General features: G+C 67.8%; 16 protein-coding genes. 8 read left to right on the plus strand and 8 right to left on the minus strand.

Annotated elements, in window-relative coordinates; translation table 11 throughout:
* Positions 1-154: 154 nt before the first annotated feature.
* The 5 genes from E0H75_RS30780 to E0H75_RS30800 all read left to right on the plus strand — a co-directional run bounded on the left by E0H75_RS30780 (position 155) and on the right by E0H75_RS30800 (position 5453).
* On the plus strand, positions 155-922 hold the full coding sequence (locus E0H75_RS30780; RefSeq protein WP_131517219.1) for an SDR family NAD(P)-dependent oxidoreductase: 768 nt from the start codon (positions 155-157) through the stop codon (positions 920-922).
* 27 nt (positions 923-949) lie between these two features.
* Positions 950-1954: a Gfo/Idh/MocA family protein gene (locus E0H75_RS30785; RefSeq protein ID WP_131517220.1), complete on the plus strand. Its 1005-nt coding sequence runs from the start codon at positions 950-952 to the stop codon at positions 1952-1954.
* Positions 1955-2012: 58 nt separating this feature from the next.
* Positions 2013-2246 carry a hypothetical protein gene (locus E0H75_RS30790; RefSeq protein WP_131517221.1) on the plus strand — a complete coding sequence of 78 codons (234 nt, stop codon included), beginning with the start codon at positions 2013-2015 and terminating at the stop codon, positions 2244-2246.
* 93 nt (positions 2247-2339) lie between these two features.
* On the plus strand, positions 2340-4454 hold the full coding sequence (locus E0H75_RS30795) for a hypothetical protein (RefSeq protein ID WP_131517222.1): 2115 nt from the start codon (positions 2340-2342) through the stop codon (positions 4452-4454).
* A gap of 12 nt (positions 4455-4466) precedes the next feature.
* On the plus strand, positions 4467-5453 hold the full coding sequence (locus E0H75_RS30800) for an NAD-dependent epimerase/dehydratase family protein (RefSeq protein ID WP_131517223.1): 987 nt from the start codon (positions 4467-4469) through the stop codon (positions 5451-5453).
* A gap of 177 nt (positions 5454-5630) precedes the next feature.
* Here the strand turns inward: E0H75_RS30800 and E0H75_RS30805 are convergent, their stop codons facing one another.
* Genes E0H75_RS30805 through E0H75_RS30825 form a run of 5 tightly spaced genes read right to left on the minus strand, consistent with a single transcriptional unit; the run spans position 5631 to position 11553 of the window.
* Entirely contained in the window at positions 5631-6758 is a 1128-nt protein-coding gene (locus E0H75_RS30805; RefSeq protein WP_131517224.1) for a mandelate racemase/muconate lactonizing enzyme family protein, read from the minus strand.
* Positions 6759-6788: 30 nt separating this feature from the next.
* Positions 6789-8231: a sulfatase family protein gene (locus E0H75_RS30810; protein WP_131517225.1), complete on the minus strand. Its 1443-nt coding sequence runs from the start codon at positions 8229-8231 to the stop codon at positions 6789-6791.
* Complete coding sequence (locus tag E0H75_RS30815; RefSeq protein ID WP_131517226.1) at positions 8228-9109, minus strand: carbohydrate ABC transporter permease; 882 nt, start codon at positions 9107-9109, stop codon at positions 8228-8230. The genes E0H75_RS30810 and E0H75_RS30815 overlap by 4 nt, the downstream gene beginning before the upstream one ends.
* Positions 9106-10086: a carbohydrate ABC transporter permease gene (locus E0H75_RS30820; protein WP_238163358.1), complete on the minus strand. Its 981-nt coding sequence runs from the start codon at positions 10084-10086 to the stop codon at positions 9106-9108. Before E0H75_RS30820 ends, E0H75_RS30815 begins: the two co-directional genes overlap by 4 nt.
* Before the next feature lie 15 nt (positions 10087-10101).
* Positions 10102-11553 (minus strand): ABC transporter substrate-binding protein, encoded by a 1452-nt coding sequence (locus E0H75_RS30825; RefSeq protein WP_131517227.1) that lies wholly within the window; start codon positions 11551-11553, stop codon positions 10102-10104.
* A 167-nt stretch (positions 11554-11720) separates the two neighbouring features.
* Here E0H75_RS30825 and E0H75_RS30830 point away from each other — a divergent pair, with 167 nt between their 5' ends.
* Complete coding sequence (locus E0H75_RS30830) at positions 11721-12722, plus strand: LacI family DNA-binding transcriptional regulator (protein ID WP_131517228.1); 1002 nt, start codon at positions 11721-11723, stop codon at positions 12720-12722.
* Positions 12719-14146 carry a sulfatase family protein gene (locus tag E0H75_RS30835; protein WP_131517229.1) on the plus strand — a complete coding sequence of 476 codons (1428 nt, stop codon included), beginning with the start codon at positions 12719-12721 and terminating at the stop codon, positions 14144-14146. The genes E0H75_RS30830 and E0H75_RS30835 overlap by 4 nt, the downstream gene beginning before the upstream one ends.
* On the opposite strand, the gene E0H75_RS30840 is transcribed toward E0H75_RS30835, so the two are convergent.
* Both E0H75_RS30840 and E0H75_RS30845 read right to left on the minus strand, forming a co-directional pair.
* Entirely contained in the window at positions 14126-14617 is a 492-nt protein-coding gene (locus E0H75_RS30840; RefSeq protein WP_131517230.1) for a hypothetical protein, read from the minus strand. The genes E0H75_RS30835 and E0H75_RS30840 overlap by 21 nt on opposite strands.
* 108 nt (positions 14618-14725) lie before the next feature.
* Positions 14726-16240: an alpha-L-arabinofuranosidase C-terminal domain-containing protein gene (locus E0H75_RS30845; protein ID WP_165554135.1), complete on the minus strand. Its 1515-nt coding sequence runs from the start codon at positions 16238-16240 to the stop codon at positions 14726-14728.
* A 105-nt stretch (positions 16241-16345) separates the two neighbouring features.
* Between E0H75_RS30845 and E0H75_RS30850 the strand changes: the two genes are divergently transcribed.
* Entirely contained in the window at positions 16346-17566 is a 1221-nt protein-coding gene (locus E0H75_RS30850; protein ID WP_165554137.1) for an ROK family transcriptional regulator, read from the plus strand.
* A 5-nt stretch (positions 17567-17571) separates the two neighbouring features.
* Here the strand turns inward: E0H75_RS30850 and E0H75_RS30855 are convergent, their stop codons facing one another.
* A complete protein-coding gene (locus tag E0H75_RS30855; protein ID WP_131517233.1) occupies positions 17572-19554 on the minus strand; it encodes a hypothetical protein in 1983 nt (660 codons plus the stop codon).
* Positions 19555-19565 lie beyond the last annotated feature (11 nt).

The raw sequence follows: 19565 nt of genomic DNA on the forward strand, positions 1-19565 counted from the left end.
GACATCGTGCTCCCCCTCTGTCTCGCAGGGTCACCATCGTCGCGTCGTACGGCGACCGCGGCATCACCCCGCAGGGGCGAGACGCTGTCCCTCTTCCCAGGAGTGTTCGGTGGAAGATGTAGGCCAGCACCCCGCATGCCACCGAAGGGACACCATGAACGCCCTGCAGAAGTTCTCACTCGAGGGCAAGGTCGCTCTCGTCACCGGCGGCAGCCGGGGCCTGGGACGCGCGATGGCCGAAGCACTCGGCGATGCCGGTGCCGCGGTCGCGGTCACAGCGCGAACGCTCGCCTCGGCCCAGGCCGCCGCCGACGAACTGAGTGCGCTCGGGATTCGCGCGTACGGCGTACAGCTCGAGGTGTCCGATGTCGACGACGTCGAACGCGCGGTCGAACAGGTGAGCACCGAGTTCGGCGAGATCGACGTACTGCTCAACAACGCCGGCATCGGCGTCGCCGGGCGGGCCTTCGAAACCCCCGACTCCGCCTGGCATGAGGTGTTCTCCGTCAACGTCGACGGCATCTGGTACTGCAGTCGCGCGGTCGGGCGCCGGATGGCGGAGCGAGGTGGCGGCACGATCGTCAACGTCGGTTCGATGTCGGCCGAGATCGTCAACCAGCCCCGCTGGCAGGCGTCGTACCTCTCCTCCAAGGCCGCCGTCCATCAGTTGACCAAGGCGTTGGCGGCCGAGTGGGCGCCGCACGGAATCCGCGTGAACGCGATGGCGCCCGGGTATTTCCTCACCGAGATGTCGCCTGTCGACCAGCCGGAGTTCAAGGAATGGTGCGTCGATCCCGCCGCCATGAAGCGCTACGGGCTGCCGCCGGAGTTGGGGCCGGTGGCAATCTTCCTGGCCAGCGACGCGTCCAGCTTCATGACCGGCTCGATCGTGAAGGTCGACGGCGGCTTCACCCTGTTCTGATCCACTACGTTCCCTGAAGGGGCGCTCATGGTCACCATTGGCATCGTCGGCGCCGGGCTGCGCGGGAGGCTGTTCGCCGGAGCTCTCGAAGGACAGCCGGACGTCACCGTCGTCGGCCTGGCGGAGCCCTCGGCCACGGTGGCCGAGGAGGCGCGTGACGCTACTGGCCTTCCCGTCACCGCGTCGCACTCCGAGTTGCTCGAGAAGTTCGATCCGGATGCGGTGATCGTGGCGACCCCCGACTTCGCCCACCGCGAGATTGCCGTCGAGGTGGCCGAGGCCGGCAAGCATCTGCTGATCGAGAAGCCGGTCGCCACCACCTCGGATGACGCCCATGCCATTGCCGCGGCCGTTCACCGCGCGGGCGTTCGATGCCTCGTCGGCTTCGAGAACCGCTGGAACCCGCACGTCGTACAGGCCAAAGCAGCGATGGCGTCCGTCGGCGAACCGATCACGGCATCGGCCACCCTGAGCAACTCCTTCTTCGTGCCGACCACGATGCTGTCGTGGGCGGGCCAGTCGTCACCCGCTTGGTTTCTCATGCCACACACTGTCGACCTCCTCCTGTGGCTCACCGGCAGCAAGCCGGTGTCGGTGAGCGCGGTGGGATCTCGTGGCGTCCTCGCGAAGCGCGGTATCGACACGTGGGACGTCGTACATGCCCTGCTCACCTTCGACGACGGATCGACGGCGACGCTCTCGTCGGCGTGGACGCTCCCGGATGCCGGTGACGGCATCGTCGACTTCCGGTTCCAGGTGATCGGCACCGAGGGTTCGGTGACCGCGGACCTGTCGCACCAGGGCCTCACCGTGGTGAGCGACAAGTACCGATCGGCCTGGCCGGTCTCCGGCCGGATCGGACGGTCACAGGTCGGCCCAGCCGTGTGGATGGTCCAGGATTTCGCTGCGGGACTCGTGGACGGCGGCGACCTCGGGCCGGGCATCGATCACGGCGTACTGGTCACGGACATCATCTGCGCGATCGAGCAGGCGATCACCACCGGGCAGACGGTCAGACCTTTTCAAACGTGAAGGCTGCCCGTGGCGTTGGTGAACGTTCCCCCGCGCCTCGGGTGGCGGCGGCGCCAGCATGCTTTCGCGGTTGGAGCAGGCGACGAAGAACAAGCACGCCGTACCCGCCGACGCCTTCTCCCACGGCTCCACCACGTTCACCCTCGAACGCGGTCTCGGCAGCTACCTGCGCCTGGAGGTGTACGACGCCACCAACACCCTCATCGGCTTCGGCAACCCCCTCTGGCTCCTCTCCCCCCACGACAAGCTCAACATCCCCCACGCCCGCCGACTCAGCTACCCGAACCTGTGACCACGGACGCGGTGTCCAGTTCCTGACAGTGAGGTGGCGCCTCCAACGCCGACCGGCCAGGGTTGGAGGTAGTCGAGGGAACGGGAAGGGCGTATGACGAAGAGCAACGCCGACAAGGACCGTGAGGCGACCGGGTTTCAGGAGCAGGCGCCGTACGACGAATCGATCGATCTGCGGACCGACTTCGTGATGGTCTACGGGCTCAACGAGACCACGCCGGAGCGCATCGCGCGGTGGCGTGAGGCCGGGTATCGCGTGCATCTGATGACCGGTATTTCGTGGGGCAACTATCAGGACTATCTGGATGGGCGGTGGGACGGGTCCGACCACTGGGCCGACGCGCAGGCCGCGGGCGACGGGTCGGCGATCCTGCACGGCAGCAGCACCGACATCCCGTACATGGTCCCGACGTTCGGCTTCACCGAGTACCTGGTGCAGAAACTCCGCCCGATCATCGAGCTCGGTGTCGAAGGCATCCATCTCGAGGAGCCGGAGTTCTGGGCCCGCGCCGGGTATTCGGAATCGTTCAAGCGGGAGTGGCAGGCGTACTTCGGTGAGCCGTGGCAACCTCCGCACAGCACGCCCGAAGCGCATTTCCGCGCCGGGCAACTCAAGCAGCACTTGCTCTCCCGCAGCCTCGACCGGGTCACGTCCGTACTGCGCGACGAAGCCCTCCAGCAGGGTCGTCAGGTCCGCTTCTACGTCCCGACGCACAGCCTCCTGAACTACACCCAGTGGCAGATCATCAGCCCCGAATCACGCCTGCGGACGCTGCCCTCGATCGACGGCGCGATCGCGCAGGTGTGGACCGGGACCTCCCGGACGCCCAACGTGTACGCCGGAAAGGTCGCCGAGCGCACGTTCGAGACGGCGTACCTGGAGTACGGCATCGCGCAGGACCTCACCCGCGGGACCGACCGGCGGATGTGGTTCCTGCACGACCCGATCGAGGACCACCCGGACCGCACCTGGGAGGACTATCTGGCCAACTACCAGCGCACCCTCGTCGCGTCACTGCTGCACCCGGGCGTCTCGCGGTACGAGGTGGCGCCGTGGCCCAACCGGATCTTCAACCGCCCCTACCTGCGCGAGGGATCCACCGAACGGCAGCCGATTCCGCCGGACACCGCTACCAGCTACCTGATCGCCATGAACAGCCTGCGCGACCTGGACCAGCCCGACGTGCGCTGGCCCGGCGAGGGACCGCGGATCGGGATCGCGCTCTCGGACACCGCCATGTTCCAACGCTGGTCGCCCGGCGGCGAGAGCGGACACTACGACGGCCTGCAGGATGCGCTGGCACTCGAAGGCCGCGAGCAGTTGCACTTCTCCGACTTCTACGGCCTGGCGCTGCCACCGCTGTACGACGGGCAGCGAGTCAGCCCGGTCCAGCTGGAGAACGTGATCGATACACCTGATGCGCTGGACGATGTCGACGTACTCGTCCTGAGCTACGAATTCCAGAAGCCGCTTGCCCCCGGCATCCATTTCGCGCTGGCCGGATGGGTGAGCCGCGGCGGCAGCCTGCTGTACGTCGGCGACGGCGCCGACCCGTACCACGAGATCCGCTCCTGGTGGACCGGCCGCTACGACAGCTGCGCCGACCACCTGGCCGAGGCGCTCGGGGCGGACCGCAGCCGCGACGGCATCCAGCCGATCGGTCAGGGCCGGGTCCGCTTCCTTCCGTTCCGGCCCGCCGACTTCACCGAATCACCGGACCGCGCCGCCGAGCTGGTCGCGGCGATCCGCGAGCTGGCCGAAGCGGGCGGTCACCCCTGGAAGTCCACCAACTGGCTGTCCGTGCAGCGCGGTCCGTACCTCATCGGCGCCGTACTGGAAGAGGCCGGCGGCTCACACGTTGTCGAGGGCAAGTATCTCGACCTTCTCGACCCCCAACTGAGCATCGTCCGCCGACGCGAGCTAGGCCCAGGCCAACTGACCTGGCACCGCGACCTCACCTACGACGAAGAACCCGTCCTGGCCTCCGCCGGCCGAGTCGTCAACTGGCAACAGGACCAAACCACCATCCACTTCACCTGCGAGGCCCCAAGCGGCGTCCAGGTCATCACCGCCCTACGCGTCCCCGCCAACCCCACGACCGTTCAAGCCAACGACGCCAACCTCGCAGATTTCCGGTACGACGCCGGCGTCCTGTGGCTGCGGCACCCCGGCATCCCCACCGGCACCCACATCGAGATCAAGTTCTGAGGAGTTGTTCGCATGACTGCGTTGCGTGTCTTGTTCGTCGGTGGGACTGGGATCATCAGTTCGGCGTGTTCCTGGCGGGCGGTTGAGGCCGGGCTCGAGCTCACGGTGGTGAACCGTGGGAAGACCTCTGTCCGGCCGATACCGGCGGAGGTGCGGCAGATCACGGCTGATGTGAATGATCCGGCGGCGTTCGCGGAGGTTGCCGGGCAGGACTTCGATGTGGTGGTGGATTGGGTGGCCTTCACGCCGGATCAGGTGAAGGCTCGCACTGATGCGCTGCGCGGACATGTCGGCCAGTACGTGTTCATCAGCTCCGCTTCGGCGTACCAGACACCTCCGGCCCGGCTGCCGATCACCGAGTCGACGCCGTTGCGGAACCCGTTCTGGCAGTACTCGCGCAACAAGATCGCCTGCGAGGACCTCCTGACCACGCTGTATCGGGATGAGGGATTCCCGGTCACGATCGTCCGGCCGTCGCACACGTACGACCGCACCCTGGTCCCGTTCGACGGCGGCTGGACCATCGTCGAACGCATGCGTCGCGGCCAACCCGTCGTCGTCCACGGTGACGGCACCTCGCTGTGGACGCTGACGCACCACCGCGACTTCGCCCGCGGATTCGTCCCGCTGCTCGGCCACTCCCGCACAGTCGGCGAGGCGTTCCAGATCACCTCCGGCGACGTCCTCACCTGGGACCAGATCGCGCACGCACTCGCCACCGCGGCCGGGACGACGGCACAGATCGTCCACGTCCCTTCCGACGCCATCGCCGCCGTACATCCCTCCTGGGGCGACGGCCTGCTCGGCGACAAGGCCCACGCGGCGGTCTTCGACCTGACCAAACTCCGCCGCGTGGTCCCGGACTTCGTCGCCACCATCCCCTTCGAAGCAGGCGCCCGCGAGATCGTCGCCTGGCACGACGAGGACCCGGCCCGGCACCACATCGACCCCGCCATCAACGAAGCGATGGACACCCTCATCGCCCGCTACACGCCTTAGTCAGCCGAAGTCGATCACCAACTGGTAGACGTCACCGGCCCGCACCCCCGTTTCCAGCTCGATGGTGTACAGACCAACAGGTAGTGCACCGGCGATACACCGTACACAGGAACACACCCGCGCTCAGCTGCACTACGGTCGGCCCGGCACCTCCTGTCGAGCCGCACGCTGTGAGTCTCACCAGTTCGTCACGGAGCCGTCGGGGCGGTGGAGGCGGGGGATGGTGGCTGTCTCGGGCGGCACCGCCTGGGACAGGTCCGCTGTGATGCCGAGGCCTGGGGCGTCGGACGCGGTCAGGCGGCCTGGCTCGGCCACGATCGTTGAGGTGAAGGCGCCCAGCGGCGCGGTGGCACGGTGCGCCTGTTCCTGCACGCTCACGTTGGGCAGAGCGGTGTTGAACTGGGTCGACGCCGCCGTACAGAGCGCGCCGATCGAGTTGTGCAGCGCCAGCTGCACGTGGTGCGTCTCGCACAGGGCCGCGATCTTGCGCCCTTCGGTGAGCCCGGTGTGGCCGAGGTCGATCCGGGCGTGGTCGATCAGCTCGTCCTCGACCAGCTGCCGGAACTCCCACTTGGTGCAGAGCTGCTCCCCCGCCGCGATCGGTACGCCGACCCGGCTCCGGAGCGACTCGTACGCCGACAGATGCTCGCTACGCAGCGGGTCCTCGACGAAGAACGGCCGCATCGGCTCGAGCTCGCGGCACAGCTGCACCGCCTCGGCCAGGTCGAGCCGGGTGTGTACGTCGATCAGCAACTCGACGTCGTCCCCGAGTCCGGCCCGCAGCTCCCGCATCAGGTCGACCGACCAGCGCACCGCACGACGCGCGTCGTACTCCGGCTCCTGCGGGTCCCACGCCGTCAGCCGCAGGTGCTTCCACCCCTGACCGGCCAGGTCGGAGGCATGGTTGAGTACGTCGTCCATCGACCCACCGCGCACGTGCGCGTACGCCGGAACGTAGTCCCGCGACCGCCCGCCCAGCAGCTCGTGCACCGGTGCGCCGAGCGACTGCCCGCGGATGTCCCACAGCGCGATGTCGATCCCGGCCAGCACCGACGCGTGGTGGCGGTCGGAGGGAAAGAACACCGACCGGAAGCCCAGCTGCCAGATGTGCTCGATCCTGGTCGCGTCGACCCCGACGAGCAGCGGGCGCAGGTCCTCCACCAAACCTGCCGCGGCCCGCTCGCGGCCGCGCATCCCCACCTCGCCGAGGCCGGTCAGACCGTCGTCGGTCCTGACCACTGCCACCAGTGCCGGCCAGTCGTCGGCGGCCGGCAACGCCACCAGGTCGATCTCCTCGATCTTCATGCCCTCACCCCATCACAGGCGCCAACCAGGTCAGAAGTGGTCTAGGCGAGGTTGGGTACGGTCTTCGGTGGCCACCACGACGTCGATGAGCATTTCCTGTAGTCGGAGCCGGGTGGGGGCGTGGTCGGGGGTGTCCCAGAGGTTGTCCAGTTCTTGGGGGTCGGCTGCCAGGTCGTAGAGTTCGCCGGATCGGTCGCGGTCGGTGGACGGGCGGCCGTGGTAGACGACGAGCTTCCAGTGGTCGGTGCGCAGCATGGTGGTGTGTACGGCGGGGTCGTACGGGTGGCCGCTGTTGCGGTACTCGCAGAGGGCCCAGCCGCGGGTGACTGCGTCCCGATCGCCACGAGCCAGGGGCAGCAGGCTCGTGCCTTGACCGCGGGGTAGCGGTGCAGCACCGGCTGCTTCCAGGAACGTCGGCGCCAGGTCGATCCACTGCACGAGGTCGGACCGCCGCTCCCCCGCGGGCAGCTGCCCAGGCCACCGCACGATCAGCGGGACGCGTACGGCGCAGTCGTACATCATCGGGCCCTTGAGCATCAGCTGGTGGTCGCCGAGCATCTCGCCGTGGTCGCTGGTGAACACAACGATCGTGTTGTCCGCCAGCCCCTCCGCCTCCAACGCCGCCAGGATCCGGCCGACCTCGTCGTCGACCAGGCTGAGCATTGCCCAGTACGCCGCTTTGACCTGCTGCAGCTCGTCCTCGCTGTACGAGAGGTAGCCGCGCGCATGACCGCCGTACGACTCCTTCGACGCCTCGGTCAGGATCGGCGGCTTCTCGTCCAACTCCCCGGCCCGCGTCACCGGTCGCGGCAGCTCGTCCGGCTGGTATCGCTCGAGGTACTCCTTCGGCGCACCGAAGCCGTGGTGCGGGTCGAAGAAGTTGGCGACGAAGCAGAACGGCTTCGACCGGTCCCGCGAGGACTGGAGGAAGTCGATCGTCTCGTTGCCGATCCAGCGGCTGTAGTGCGCCTCGGTCGGCAGGTTGTCGAACCCGGATCGGTCGGGCTCCTGCGCCTCGGCGTACAGGTGCGGGAAGGCTGTCTTCAGCCAGCGGTGGTACTGGTTCTCCGACGAGCCCGGGTACGGGTCGTGCGCCCACCGGAACACGCGGAACCCGTCGTCGTGCCTCGGCTCCAGCCGGCCGCCCTTGCAGGCCGACAGGTGCAGCTTGCCGACGAGTCCGCAGTCATAGCCGTCGTCCGCGAGCGTCTTGGTGAAGAACTGCTCGTGATCGGGCAGCTGGACGCCGTTGGCCCACAAGCCGTGCGCGTGCGGATATCTCGAGGTCATCAGCGTTGCGCGCGACGGCGAGCAGACCGGATTCTGGACGTAGCAGTTCTCGAACAGAACACCGTCGGCGGCCAGCCGGTCCAGGTTCGGTGTCTGCACATGCTCGTTGCCGTAGGCCCCGATCGTGTCGTAGCGCTGCTGGTCCGTGCAGATCAGGAGAATGTTCGGGCGTTCGGATCTCATGACTTGATGGCTCCTGCGATTCCCTCGACGAAGTAGCGTTGGAGTACGACGAACAGCACGACCACCGGCAGCAGCGAGATCGAGGCGGCCGCGGCCATACCGGACCAGTCGGTCGAATTCTCCCCGACGAACGCCAGCATCCCGACACTCAGTGTGCGCAGATCCGGCCGCGAGAACGTGAACACCAGCGGCAGGAAGAACGCGTTCCAGGTGCCCAGGAACGTCAGCAGCGTGACGGTGGCGGTGACCGGATTGGCCAGCGGCAGCATGATCCGCCCGAAGATGCTGAGGAACCCGGCACCGTCGATGACGGCGGACTCCTCGAGTTCGCGCGGCAACTGCCGGAAGTAGCCGAGGTACAGCAGCACCGACGCCACGTGGGCACCGCCGGACAGGGCGAGCACCATCCCGGTCAGGGAGTTGAGCAGCCCGAGCCGCTGCGAGACCTCGACCACCGGAATGATCGTGTACCCCGTCGGCACGAACAACGTGGCGATCAGGATGCCCATCACGATCTTCCGGCCGAAGAACTGGTGCCTGGCCAGGACGTAGCCCGACATCGCACACCGCAGGACGACCAGCACCACCGTCGTCACCGTCACGATGACCGTGTTGACCAGGTACTTGCCGAACCCGGCGTCACCCCAGGCCCGGCTGTAGTTGCCCCACTCCGCGTGCTTCGGCAGCAGGGACAGACCAGATGTGAACACCTCGAGCGGGTCCTTCAACGACGCACCGAGCATCCACAGGAACGGATAGATCCAGAGCAGCCCGCCGATCCCGATCACGACGGCCGCTCCCCACCAGGGCAGTCTGCGCAGGATCCGGCCGGGACTCCACCGGTTGCCGCGCGTGCGGCCGATCAGGACGTCCGTCATCGCTCACTCCTCGCCTTGCGGGCGGCCCGGATCCCGAGCAGTTGCAGTACGCCGATCAGTCCGACGAACAACCCGAACACCACAGCAGCGGCCGAGGCGAAGCCCAACTGCGGAACCGTGGCCGCGAACGCCCACCGGTAGATGTAGATCTCCACCACCTCGGTGGCGTAGAACGGGCCGCCGTTGGTCATCGTGAGCATCAGGTCGAAGATCTTCAGAGTGCTCTCCAGCGTCAGCAACGTGATGATCACCGCGAACGGCTTCAGCAGCGGCAGCGTCACATGCCGGAGCAGGCCCCACGGTCCGGCACCGTCGATGGCGGCGGCCTCGTAGACCTCGTCGGGCACCGTCTGCAACGCCGCGAGCCAGTAGATCAACGTGACGCCGAACCACTTCCAGATGTAGACCCCGACCACCGTCCACAACGCCGCCTTCGGGTCACCCAGGAAGTTGATGCCGTCAGCAACAACACCGAGCTTGCGCAGTACGACGTTGACCGGACCGGACGCCGGGTCGAAGACGAACTGCATCACCACTCCGACGATCGCGGTCGTGGTCACCACCGGCAGGAAGAACGCGGTCCGGAACAACGTCCGCAGCGGCAGCTTCGGCGAGTTGAGCACCAGCGCCAGCAGCAACGTCAGCAGGACCTTCACCGGCACCACCGCGACCATGAACAGCACGGTGATCTTGAACGAGTTCCAGAACAGCGGATCGGCAACCACCGCGCGGTAGTTCGCCAGGCCCACCCAGGTCTTCGCGGCGTCGAAGCCGTTCCACTCCACGAACGAGTACCAGTAGCTCGCGACGACCGGGTAGATGGTGTAGACGCCGTACAGGACGATGGTCGGGGTGAGGAACAGCCACACCCACAGCCGGTTGCGGCCCAGTCGCGGACCGCTGCCGTTCATCGAGGTACGGCGCGCCGAGCCGCTGCGGCGTTCCGGCGGCGCGTCGGGGACAACGGTGACAGCCACAGGTTCTTCCCATCCTCACGACGTCTTGTACTTGTCCCGGCCGTAGTCCTGACCGGGGGTCCAGTTGTCGAATGCCCAGTCGCCGGCCGCGACCTTGACGCCCTTGGCCGCAACCGCCTTGATCGCTCGCTCGCGCTCCGCGGTCAGCTTGCGGTCGAGGTCCGTCAGCGCCTTGCGGGCATCCGGCAACTGACCGCTCAGCACGCCCTGGACGATCGAACCCAGGTCCGGCTGGATCTGCTTCATCTCCGCGACGACTTCGCTGATCCCCGGATTGCGGACCTCGGGCGCGGGCCGCAGCTTGATCTGGCGACCGAAGATCGCTGCCGCCGTCTTGTACGTCGGGTGGACGTTCGCCTTGTCCACCAGGGACAGATCGACCGGCATCCCGTCCATCTGCTCGGTCTCGGCGAGCATGACCTCCTTGGTGGTGAACAACTTCAGCAACTCCGCGGCCGCCTCGGGCTGCTTCGACGTGGCCGCGAAGCAGTAGTCGCCGGCCTTCGGCGGGGTATAGACGAAGATCGGCCGGCCCGCTTCGGACGACGGCATCGAGGTGACGCCGACCTTGTCCACGAACGGCTTGAACTGGTCCTTGACCACTCCGATGTTCCACGGGCCGTCGAAGAACAGGCCGGCCACTCCGGTCGACCAGCGCGCCCGCGCCGTCCGTGCGTCCAGCGACGACGAGGCCGGGAACAGCAGTCCGTCCTTCTTCAGCGAGACGAGGAACTCGATCGCGTGCACGTACGGGTCGGTCCCGTAGGAGTACTCGCCGGTGCGTGGGTCGGTGGCGCCGGAGCCACCGGCCGCCATGGCCAGATCGGTGACGTGCTCACCCATCCGCTCCGCGAACTGCAACGGAGCGATCCAGCCGGAGACGCCGTCGCCGCCGGCCGACTCCATCTTGGCGGCCGCCGCCCGGAACCCGTCCCAGGTGGCCAGGTCGCGGTCCGGGTCCAGCCCGGCCTTCTCCGCGAGTTCCACGTTGTACCAGGTCAGCGTCCCGTACTGCCGGAAACTCACCATCGGCAGCGAGTAGAGCTTGTCGTCGAAGTGCGTGAAGCCGTTCAGGAACGCGTCCTGCGGCATCGCGGCAAGGTCTTCCTTGCTGAGCTGGATCGGCGCGATCCAGCCGTCCTTGCGTAACCGGGCCTGCGGCAACTTCACGCCGGCCGTGGTGAAGATGTCCGGAAGTTGCTTGCTGCCGAACGCCAGCTGCAGCGCCTGGCCCTGCTGGTTCGGGTTGTAGACGGTGTATTCCACGGCGGTCCCGGACGATTTCTGGAAGTCTGCGAACAGCTTCTTGTGCAGGTCCTCGCGGGGCTGGAAGTGGTCCCAGACGCGCAGCGACTTCGCGCCGGCGGCCTGACCGCCGCCGCTCGGGGCGGTGCTGCACGCACTCGCGGCGAGCGCGCCGAGCACGCCGCCGGCGGATGCGCCGAGGAACCTTCGTCTGCTGATCATGAGTCCTCCTCGAGGAGCGGTGGGCGGTCGACCGCGCGGTACAACGTTGTACCAAGAACTGGGGCCAGCTGTACAGAGTCCGGTCGAGATCCGGCGGCGAGATGCGGGTCAGGGCGATCTAACGTTGTATCGTTCGATGCGACGATCCAGCGGGATGGGAGGTGCCGATGGCAGCGACACTGAGCGATGTCGCGGCGCGCGCCGGCGTCTCGATCAAGACGGTGTCGAACGTCGTCAACGGCACCGGCCGGGTCGGAGCCGAGACCAGGGACCGGGTCGAGCGGGTGATCGAGGAGCTCGGCTACCGTCCGAACGTCTCGGCGCGAAACCTGCGGCACGGCAGGTCAGGCGTGATCGCGCTCGCCGTACCGGAGATCGGGAACCCGTACTTCGCGGAGCTGGCCGAGCTGGTCGTGAAGGCCGCCGAGGGCTACGGCTGGACGGTTCTGATCGATCAGACCGACGCCGACCCGGATCGCGAACGCCTGGTGCTGCAGGGGATCCGGTCGCATCTGATCGACGGGTTGTTGTTCGTGCCCGGCCGGTTGAGCGCGGACGACTTCGCCGCCCGGACGGACACCACGCCGATGGTTCTGCTGGGTGAACGGCTGACGAGAGTCGCGGATCGGGTGGCCATCGACAGCTACGCGGCGGCCCGCGCCGCCACCGAGCACCTGATCGACCTCGGCCGGACCCGGATCGCCGCCGTCGGTGCCACCCCCAGCGGTGACGCCGTCTCCCGCGGCCGGTACGAGGGATACCACGACGCCCTCGTCGCCGCCGGTCACCGGCCGTCGGCCAGGCTCGTGGTGCCGCAGCGACGCTGGCGCCACGAGAGCGGCGTCGAGGCCGTCGGTCGTCTGCTCGCCCTGAGCCGGCCGCCCGACGCGCTGTTCTGCTCGAACGACCTGCTGGCCCTCGGCGCGCTCCGGGCGCTGCACGACCACGGCGTACGAGTGCCGGACGATGTCGCGGTGGTCGGCATCGACGACATCGCCGAGAGCCGGTTCAGCCGGCCCAGCCTCACCTCCGTCGCGCCGGACAAGCGGCACATCGCCGAAACCGCGGTCGGCCTGCTCGCCGACCGGCTGAAGGGGAGCTTCTCGTCCGCACCCCGCGAGTTCATCGCCGGGTTCCACCTCGAGGTCCGGGAGAGCACCGAAGGATGACCGACCCGACGCCCAGAGACATCGTCCTCGTGATGACAGACCAGCAGCGAGCGGACCTCACGGCGCGGGAAGGATTCCCCAGGGACTGCACCCCGACCCTCGACAGCCTGGCCGCCGGCGGCCGCTGGTTCGACCGCGCCTACACCACGACACCGCTCTGCGTCCCCGCCCGCATCAGTCTGCTGACCGGCCGGTTTCCCAGTGCACACGGAGTTCTCGGCAACAGCGGGTACGACGATCCGGCCCGCGGTGACGACCTGATCGACGTACTGGGCGCCGCCGGATTCCGTACTGCGCTCGTAGGCAAGAACCACTCCCACTTGACGCCCGAACGGCTGGATCACTGGGTCGAGTTCGGCCATTTCGGTCGCGTACCACCGTCGGCCGCCACGGGCACCGACCGCGAGTTCGACGACTGGCTACGCGCCCATCCTGGTACGACGACAACCCCGAGCCCGTTCCCGCTGGAGCACCAGTTGCCGGCACGCATCGTCGACGAGGCGATCACCTGGCTGGACACCGCCGGTCCGGACGACCGCTCCTTTCTCTGGTTGTCGATTCCCGAGCCGCACGTTCCCTATCAGGTGCCTGAGCCGTACTTCTCTACCTATGAGACCGTGCCGCCTGCAGCGACGACCGCTGACGCCCTTGCAGACCGCGACTTCAGTTGGCGCTACGCGGGCAAGCTCGCCGAGCAGAGCGGGGAGGCCGAGCCCGACGTCCTGGCCCGGGCGCGAGCGAACTACGTCGGCATGCTCCGGCTCGTCGACGACCAACTGGCGAGGCTCGTCGCCCACCTCGAGCGGACCGGTCGGCTCGCGACGACGCTGTTCGTGCACCTGGCCGACCACGGCGACTTCGCCGGCGAGTACGGCCTGATGCGGAAGGGCCCCGGACTTCCCGAAGTACTCGCCCGGATCCCGATGGTGTTCCACGGTCCGGGTATCCGTCCGGATCGCGGTCCCAGCCCGGCCCACGTATCGATCGCCGACATATTGCCAACGATCTGCGAACTCATCGGTACGCCCGTCCCGTCCGGTGTCCAAGGACGCAGCCTCGTTCCGCTGCTGCGCGATCCGGATCAGACGAGCGACTTCTCCAGCGTGTACGTCGAGCAGGGGTACGGTGCGCCGTACCGCGAGGAAGACCTCGGCGACCGGACACCCGGTGTACGACGGGGAGCGGACGGGCGGGTGGCGATCGACACCGTCAACGAGGTGACCCAAGCCGGCGTACGGCGGATGGTCCGGTCCGGCCGGTGGAAGCTGCTGGCCGGCGCAGCTGGCACCGTCCAGCTCTTCGACCTGTCGACCGATCCGTTCGAACTCATTGATCTGGCAGGTCGCCCGGAACATGCAGCGACCTGCCAGAATCTTCAGAGTGAACTGGAGTCCTGGCTCGTGTCACGCGACGTTCGCGCGTGACCGGTGCCTCGACCTCCAGGCATTGGCGCCCAGAGCAACGATGCCGACAACCAGCCCCGAGCCGATGCCGATCATCAAGGCGATGCCGGTGGTGTACCCGCGCAGCGCGAGGTCCTGCCAGCCTGCGCTGAAGTGGTCGGCGAAGGCGACCGCACCGGCGGGTGGGTTGTGGCCGAGCGAGGGCCCGACGTTCCACAGCACTTGGTGAACAAGCACCAGGGACAGTGCGTAGAGGACGCCGACCATCAGGAAATCCAGGAACGGGCGACCACTCCTGCGCACGACCGCCACGACCAGCCAGACCGCGAACGGCACCAACGCGAGGAAGTAGTAGAACAACGAGCCTTCCGGTTCGACGACGCCCAGGTCCTCCAGGACCGTCCGCGGCACCGCGAGCGCGACCAGCACAAGCATCAGCCACGTCGGCAGATCCGTGGCCGGGAAGCGCCGGCTGACGTGATGCTGACTCATGACCCTCCTCCTTTCCGGTGGCGACGCCGGACCGCGTCGCATCCATCCAAGAGTCCGTCGCACCACCGTGCCGCCGCATCGGCTCGGCGGCGGCACCCGGCGTACGCCCTATGACGTACATAGAGGCGCGGTTGTGGTCAGCTCGATGATCGAGTAGGAGCTTGGTGGCAGGACCAGGGCCAGGTCGTCGTCCAGCTTGACCTCGTCCGACCGCGGAGCCACGCGGTTCGGTTCGGCCAGGCTGTTGCGGTCCAGCGGATCCTCCGTGTGAAGCTGATGGACGCGCACCACGTTGGTCGCGAGCGGCTGCCCTAGCTCGACGGACAGGCGTACCGACTGGTCGCGGTCCCGGTTGACCACCGACAACCAGACGGTCGTTCCGGCCCGATCCGTCGAGGCGCTCACGTCGACGGCCGGTAGTTCGATCGCAGTACGTTCGAGCGACTCACCGGCGATGGTGGAGCAGATGGTGTCACCCGCAAGCGAGATCCCACCGCTGTACCGACGCTGCATCCACAGCGGCCAGTAGACCGTCTCGCGCACCAACTCGTCATCGGTGACGACCAGGGCCCCCACGACGTTGATGGTCTGGGCGAAGTTCGCCAGCGTGACGCTGTCGGCCTGCCGCTGCATGACGTTGAGGAACGATCCGACCGCGAGCGCATCGACCGTCCGGTAGCGCGTGTCGGTCGGGCGCCACTTCGGACTCATCTCGAACCGGGTCGCGTCCGCGCAGTTCCACTCGGTGAACGCCAGCTCCGGCTTCGGCGTACCAGGGTTCTCCCGCGCCACCAGGTCCACAAGTCCCTGGATCGCGACGATCGCGCTCTCCGTGCGGTAGGGACCGCTGAGGACCCGCGCGTAGTCGCCACCTTCAGCCTCGGGATCGAACGGCCAGTACGTGTGCAGTGTCAGGTAGTCGATGTGATCCCACGCCTCGCGCAGCAGGGCGAGATTCCAGTCGAGTGCCTGCGACGGCTCGAAACACCCGATCGCGAGCACCTTCAGCTCGGGGTTCAGTCGCTTGATCGCCTTGGCCCATTCGCGGCAGCGTACGGCGTTGTCCTGCGGACCCACCTGGCCGAGCTCCCACGACCCCCACTCCTCGTTGCCGATCTGCCAGTAGCGGACATCGAAGGGTTCGTCGTACCCGTGGGAGCGCCGCAGGTTGGCCCACACCGAGTCGCCGGTGCCGTTGCAGTACTCGATCCACGCGAGCGCCTCGCGCAAGGACCCGGTGCCGGTCGTCAGGTTGATCTGCGGCTCGGCACCGATCCGCCGGCAGTACGCGACGAACTCCGCCGTACCGAAGCCGTTGCCGACGTCGTACCCGAAGTGCCAGTCGACCGTCCGCGCGCGCTGCTCGCTCGGACCGACGCCGCGCTCCCACTCGTACGACGTTCCGGTGCAGCCACCCGGCCAGCGGACGACCGGTGCCCCGAGCTCGCCGATCGCGTCGACGACGGACCGTCGCAGGCCTGACTCGTCCGCGTCGGGATGACCGGGATTGTGCAGGGCCTCGTCGGCCACCCAGCGACGGCGAGACAGGAACTGCCCGTAGATCTCTGGCCGGATCGTCCCGTTGACAGTTCCCCGCAGCTTGAACGTCGCTGGTGTACTCACCGGCAGGAGTCCCTTCGTCGACTTATCTCTGCCTTGAAGATAAATATCCCGTGCCTGCGTGTCAACAGTTGGCCGAACCCCTCGGGCAGTGCTAGAACCGACGGCATGAAGGAGCTCATGCGTTCTGCCCAGCTCAGCGATGTCCGGCAGCAGAACTACTCGACGATCATGCGTGAGCTCATGCGGTCCGGACCGACAGCCCGGACGGATCTCGCGTCCGCGATCGGGATGTCCACGGGGTCGGTGACCAGGCTCACCGGTGCACTCGCCCGGGCGGGGCTCGTCAAGGAGGCGGCGGAGCCCGCTCCGCGTGGCATGGGCCGGCCGAAGGTCCCGGTCGCCATCGACGAGTCGACGTACGGCGTCATCGGCGTGCACTTCGGCCTGCACCGGATCAACACCTGCCTGATCGATCTGCGCGGACAGCTCGTCGCAGAGCTCCCGGCGACCGAGCGCACGACGAACCTCAAACCCTTGCTCCGGGGCGCAGCCCGATCGGTGCGGAAGATGATCGACAGCCACGGCCTGACTGTTCTCGGCGTCGGCGCGAGCACAGGTGGCTGGGTCGACAGCTCGAGCGGACAGGTGCACACCCAGCCAGTGCTGGGGTGGCAGGAGGCCCCGTTGGCGGAGGCGCTCCACGACCTGGTCGGCCTGCCGGTGCTCGTCGATTCGCAGGTGCGGGCGCTGGCGCTCGCCGAGCACTGGTTCGGCGCGGCGGCCGGCGTGGACAACTTCATCCACCTGTTCGTCGGCAACGTCGTCGGCGCGGGCTTCGTGTTCAACGGGTCGCCGTACCGGGGAGCGCACTCGGCCGCGGGCGGGCTGGATCACCTGCCGGTCACCGGCCGCTCCGGCCAGACCTGTGTCTGCGGCAGCCGGCGCTGCTTCGCGATGGTCGCCGGAGACCTCGAAACCGCCCGCCGGGCCCGCGCCGCCGGACTGATCACCGACGATCAGGAGGTGTACGACGTCTTCGCACTGGCGGTGGCCGGCAATCCGCAGGCGCGACGGCTGCTCCAGGATCGCGCCGGCGTGGTCGGGACGGCGACCGCCACCCTGATCGAGCTCCTCGATCCCGAGCTCGTCGTCATCGGTGGTGGGGTCAGCGCCCCGGTCGACCACGTCGCGGTCGTGCGGGACGCCGCGCAGGACAGGCTCGCGGCCAGCCGGGGCGGCGATGCCACAGCGCGGATCCTGGCGAGCGCGTTCGGACCACACGCTCTGGGCATCGCCGCCGGCGCGATCATGCTGGACGCCGTCTACCGCTCCCCTGAGGCCTTCGTGCCGGCGCTGACCGCCACCGCAAGTGACCCGGGGCACTAGCTGACTCACCGATACGTCAGCTCGATCAGGTTCGCCGAGTGCGGCGGCAGCTCGGCATCGACCTTCTGCCCCTTCGTATGCAGCGGCGTCGTCGTCCGCTGCACCGGCTGCGCCACGTCGTTGTTGTACGCCGTGATGTCGTCGTCGGTCACGGTGGTACGACGTGCCGACTTCACCGCCGGACCGCCGCCCGGATCGACCGTGATCGGGACTGTCTGGTCGAGGCTCCGGTTGACGACCAGCAGTTGAACGCCGTCGTTCGTCCGGGTCGCCGCGGCGACAACGGCCGAGTAGTCCTGGCCGGGCGGCACCGGATTGCCCGTCATCGTCACCTTCCGCGGCGCGGCGCCGATCATCGGCGCGGCGAGCGTAAGGGACAGCGCCCGTCCGGTGATGCCGAAGCCCGGCGGTGACGCCAGGATGTTGCCCCAGTCCCGTTTCGCCGGATCGGCGTTCGGCCCACCGTTCAGGTTCGAGTTGATCGACAGGCGTACGCCGTTGGTGAGCTGACCGATCAGCAACGCGGTTTCGTACACGTTGTGCATCTGCATCGCCGCGAAGTTGCCCGGCGTACTGACTCCGGTCGGACCGTTCTGGCTGATCGTGCCGTACTCCGTGACGGCAAGCGCGGGCCGCTTGCGGGGATCGGGGAAGTACTGGCCGAGTTGCTTGCGCAGATCGGTCAGCTCCTGGGTCGGGACGTCACTCACACTCATCAAGCGCTGATAGAGCTCGGTCGGCGTGTAGGCGCCGTCGGCGTCACCACCCTGCTGATCGGTGTAGGAGTGGATGCCCAGGCAGTCGTACGGACGGTTGCCCATGGCATCGACGAACTCCGCCTTGCCCCAGCCGGAGCAGACCGTGATCTTCGGATCGACCGCCTTCATCGCGCGGACGAAGTCGAGGAAGCCGTCCTGACGGCCGGTGGTGTACTCGATGCTCAGCTTGGCGTCCTTCGGCGGCACCGCACCGTGGACCCCGTCGCCGAAGCTGACGGTGCCGTCGGCCTCCCCGATGCTGTACACCTGCTCGCTCGGTCCGGCCGCCGCCAGAGAACCCACCCGAGTCCATTGCACGCCGTTCACGGTCAGCACCGGCTCCGCGATCGGGCCGGACTCAGCTGTCGCATCCGCAGGCAACGCGATCGGCCGGTAGCGCGTTCGGTAGGTCTGATCAGCCGCCCCCGTACCGGATCGCCGGTTCACCAGATCGCAGCCCGTGAACAGCCCGTCGTCGTTCTGGTAGGTCACCGACGCCGCTGTCTGCCGGCTCCATCCACCCTCGATGAATTGCTTCACCCGGACCTGCTGGTCCTCGTCGCGCCAGTAGCGCTGACCGTCGAGAAACGGCTCGTTGCCGTATTCCCAGGTCTTGATCCCGTACGGCGCCGGATGGCCGTTCGCAGCGCGTACTTCGGCCCAGTCGGTACCGCCGTTGGGATTGGTCGCCGTACCGTCGCTCGGTGAGTTCATGTACTCGACGTAGTCGGCCGCGTCCGCCGACGTCTGGTTGATCGACGGCACCATCACCATGGTCTTCGCGCCGATCGCCGAGACCAGGGTCTGCTCCTCGTCCGGCCCGAACCCGTTCCGCGCACCGGGAATCGCACCGAAGCGAACCGCCGCGAAGCCGCCTGAGGTCTGGCACCCGCGCTGCCCCACCGGCCCGATCGCCGACTTGAAGTCGAAGAAGTTCGCGACCGTTCCACCTGGGTAGCGGATCAGGTTGAGCTGCGCCGCCGCGGCCGCGTCGGGGAACCCAGCCGCCGGCGCTTGGGTCGCCGGATCCCAGGCACCGAGCTCGTCGTCGATCCACCGAGCATTGGCACCGAAGATCTCCGGCTCGATCTTCGGCGCGGGCATTCCGTCCGCCATCACCAGTGGCGCCCGATCGACCCGGATCTCCACCCGACTCGGCGGTCGGGCGGCAGCCTGGGTGAGTCCGGCGGCGACCAGTACGACGACGATCGCCCCTGTCGTTCTCCTCATGTCTGCACCTC

The sequence above is a fragment of the Kribbella capetownensis genome (genome assembly GCF_004331485.1).
Classification (GTDB): domain Bacteria; phylum Actinomycetota; class Actinomycetes; order Propionibacteriales; family Kribbellaceae; genus Kribbella; species Kribbella capetownensis.

Bases quoted from the DNA above. Each gene is read 5' to 3' on its own strand.
- E0H75_RS30835 (WP_131517229.1), top strand. From the start codon at position 12,719: ATGACCGACCCGACGCCCAGAGACATCGTCCTCGTGATGACAGACCAG.
- E0H75_RS30795 (WP_131517222.1), top strand. From the start codon at position 2,340: ATGACGAAGAGCAACGCCGACAAGGACCGTGAGGCGACCGGGTTTCAG.
- E0H75_RS30855 (WP_131517233.1), bottom strand. From the start codon at position 19,554: ATGAGGAGAACGACAGGGGCGATCGTCGTCGTACTGGTCGCCGCCGGA.
- E0H75_RS30810 (WP_131517225.1), bottom strand. From the start codon at position 8,231: ATGAGATCCGAACGCCCGAACATTCTCCTGATCTGCACGGACCAGCAG.
- E0H75_RS30815 (WP_131517226.1), bottom strand. From the start codon at position 9,109: ATGACGGACGTCCTGATCGGCCGCACGCGCGGCAACCGGTGGAGTCCC.
- E0H75_RS30830 (WP_131517228.1), top strand. From the start codon at position 11,721: ATGGCAGCGACACTGAGCGATGTCGCGGCGCGCGCCGGCGTCTCGATC.
- E0H75_RS30840 (WP_131517230.1), bottom strand. From the start codon at position 14,617: ATGAGTCAGCATCACGTCAGCCGGCGCTTCCCGGCCACGGATCTGCCG.
- E0H75_RS30805 (WP_131517224.1), bottom strand. From the start codon at position 6,758: ATGAAGATCGAGGAGATCGACCTGGTGGCGTTGCCGGCCGCCGACGAC.
- E0H75_RS30780 (WP_131517219.1), top strand. From the start codon at position 155: ATGAACGCCCTGCAGAAGTTCTCACTCGAGGGCAAGGTCGCTCTCGTC.
- E0H75_RS30785 (WP_131517220.1), top strand. From the start codon at position 950: ATGGTCACCATTGGCATCGTCGGCGCCGGGCTGCGCGGGAGGCTGTTC.
- E0H75_RS30800 (WP_131517223.1), top strand. From the start codon at position 4,467: ATGACTGCGTTGCGTGTCTTGTTCGTCGGTGGGACTGGGATCATCAGT.
- E0H75_RS30850 (WP_165554137.1), top strand. From the start codon at position 16,346: ATGAAGGAGCTCATGCGTTCTGCCCAGCTCAGCGATGTCCGGCAGCAG.
- E0H75_RS30790 (WP_131517221.1), top strand. From the start codon at position 2,013: ATGCTTTCGCGGTTGGAGCAGGCGACGAAGAACAAGCACGCCGTACCC.
- E0H75_RS30825 (WP_131517227.1), bottom strand. From the start codon at position 11,553: ATGATCAGCAGACGAAGGTTCCTCGGCGCATCCGCCGGCGGCGTGCTC.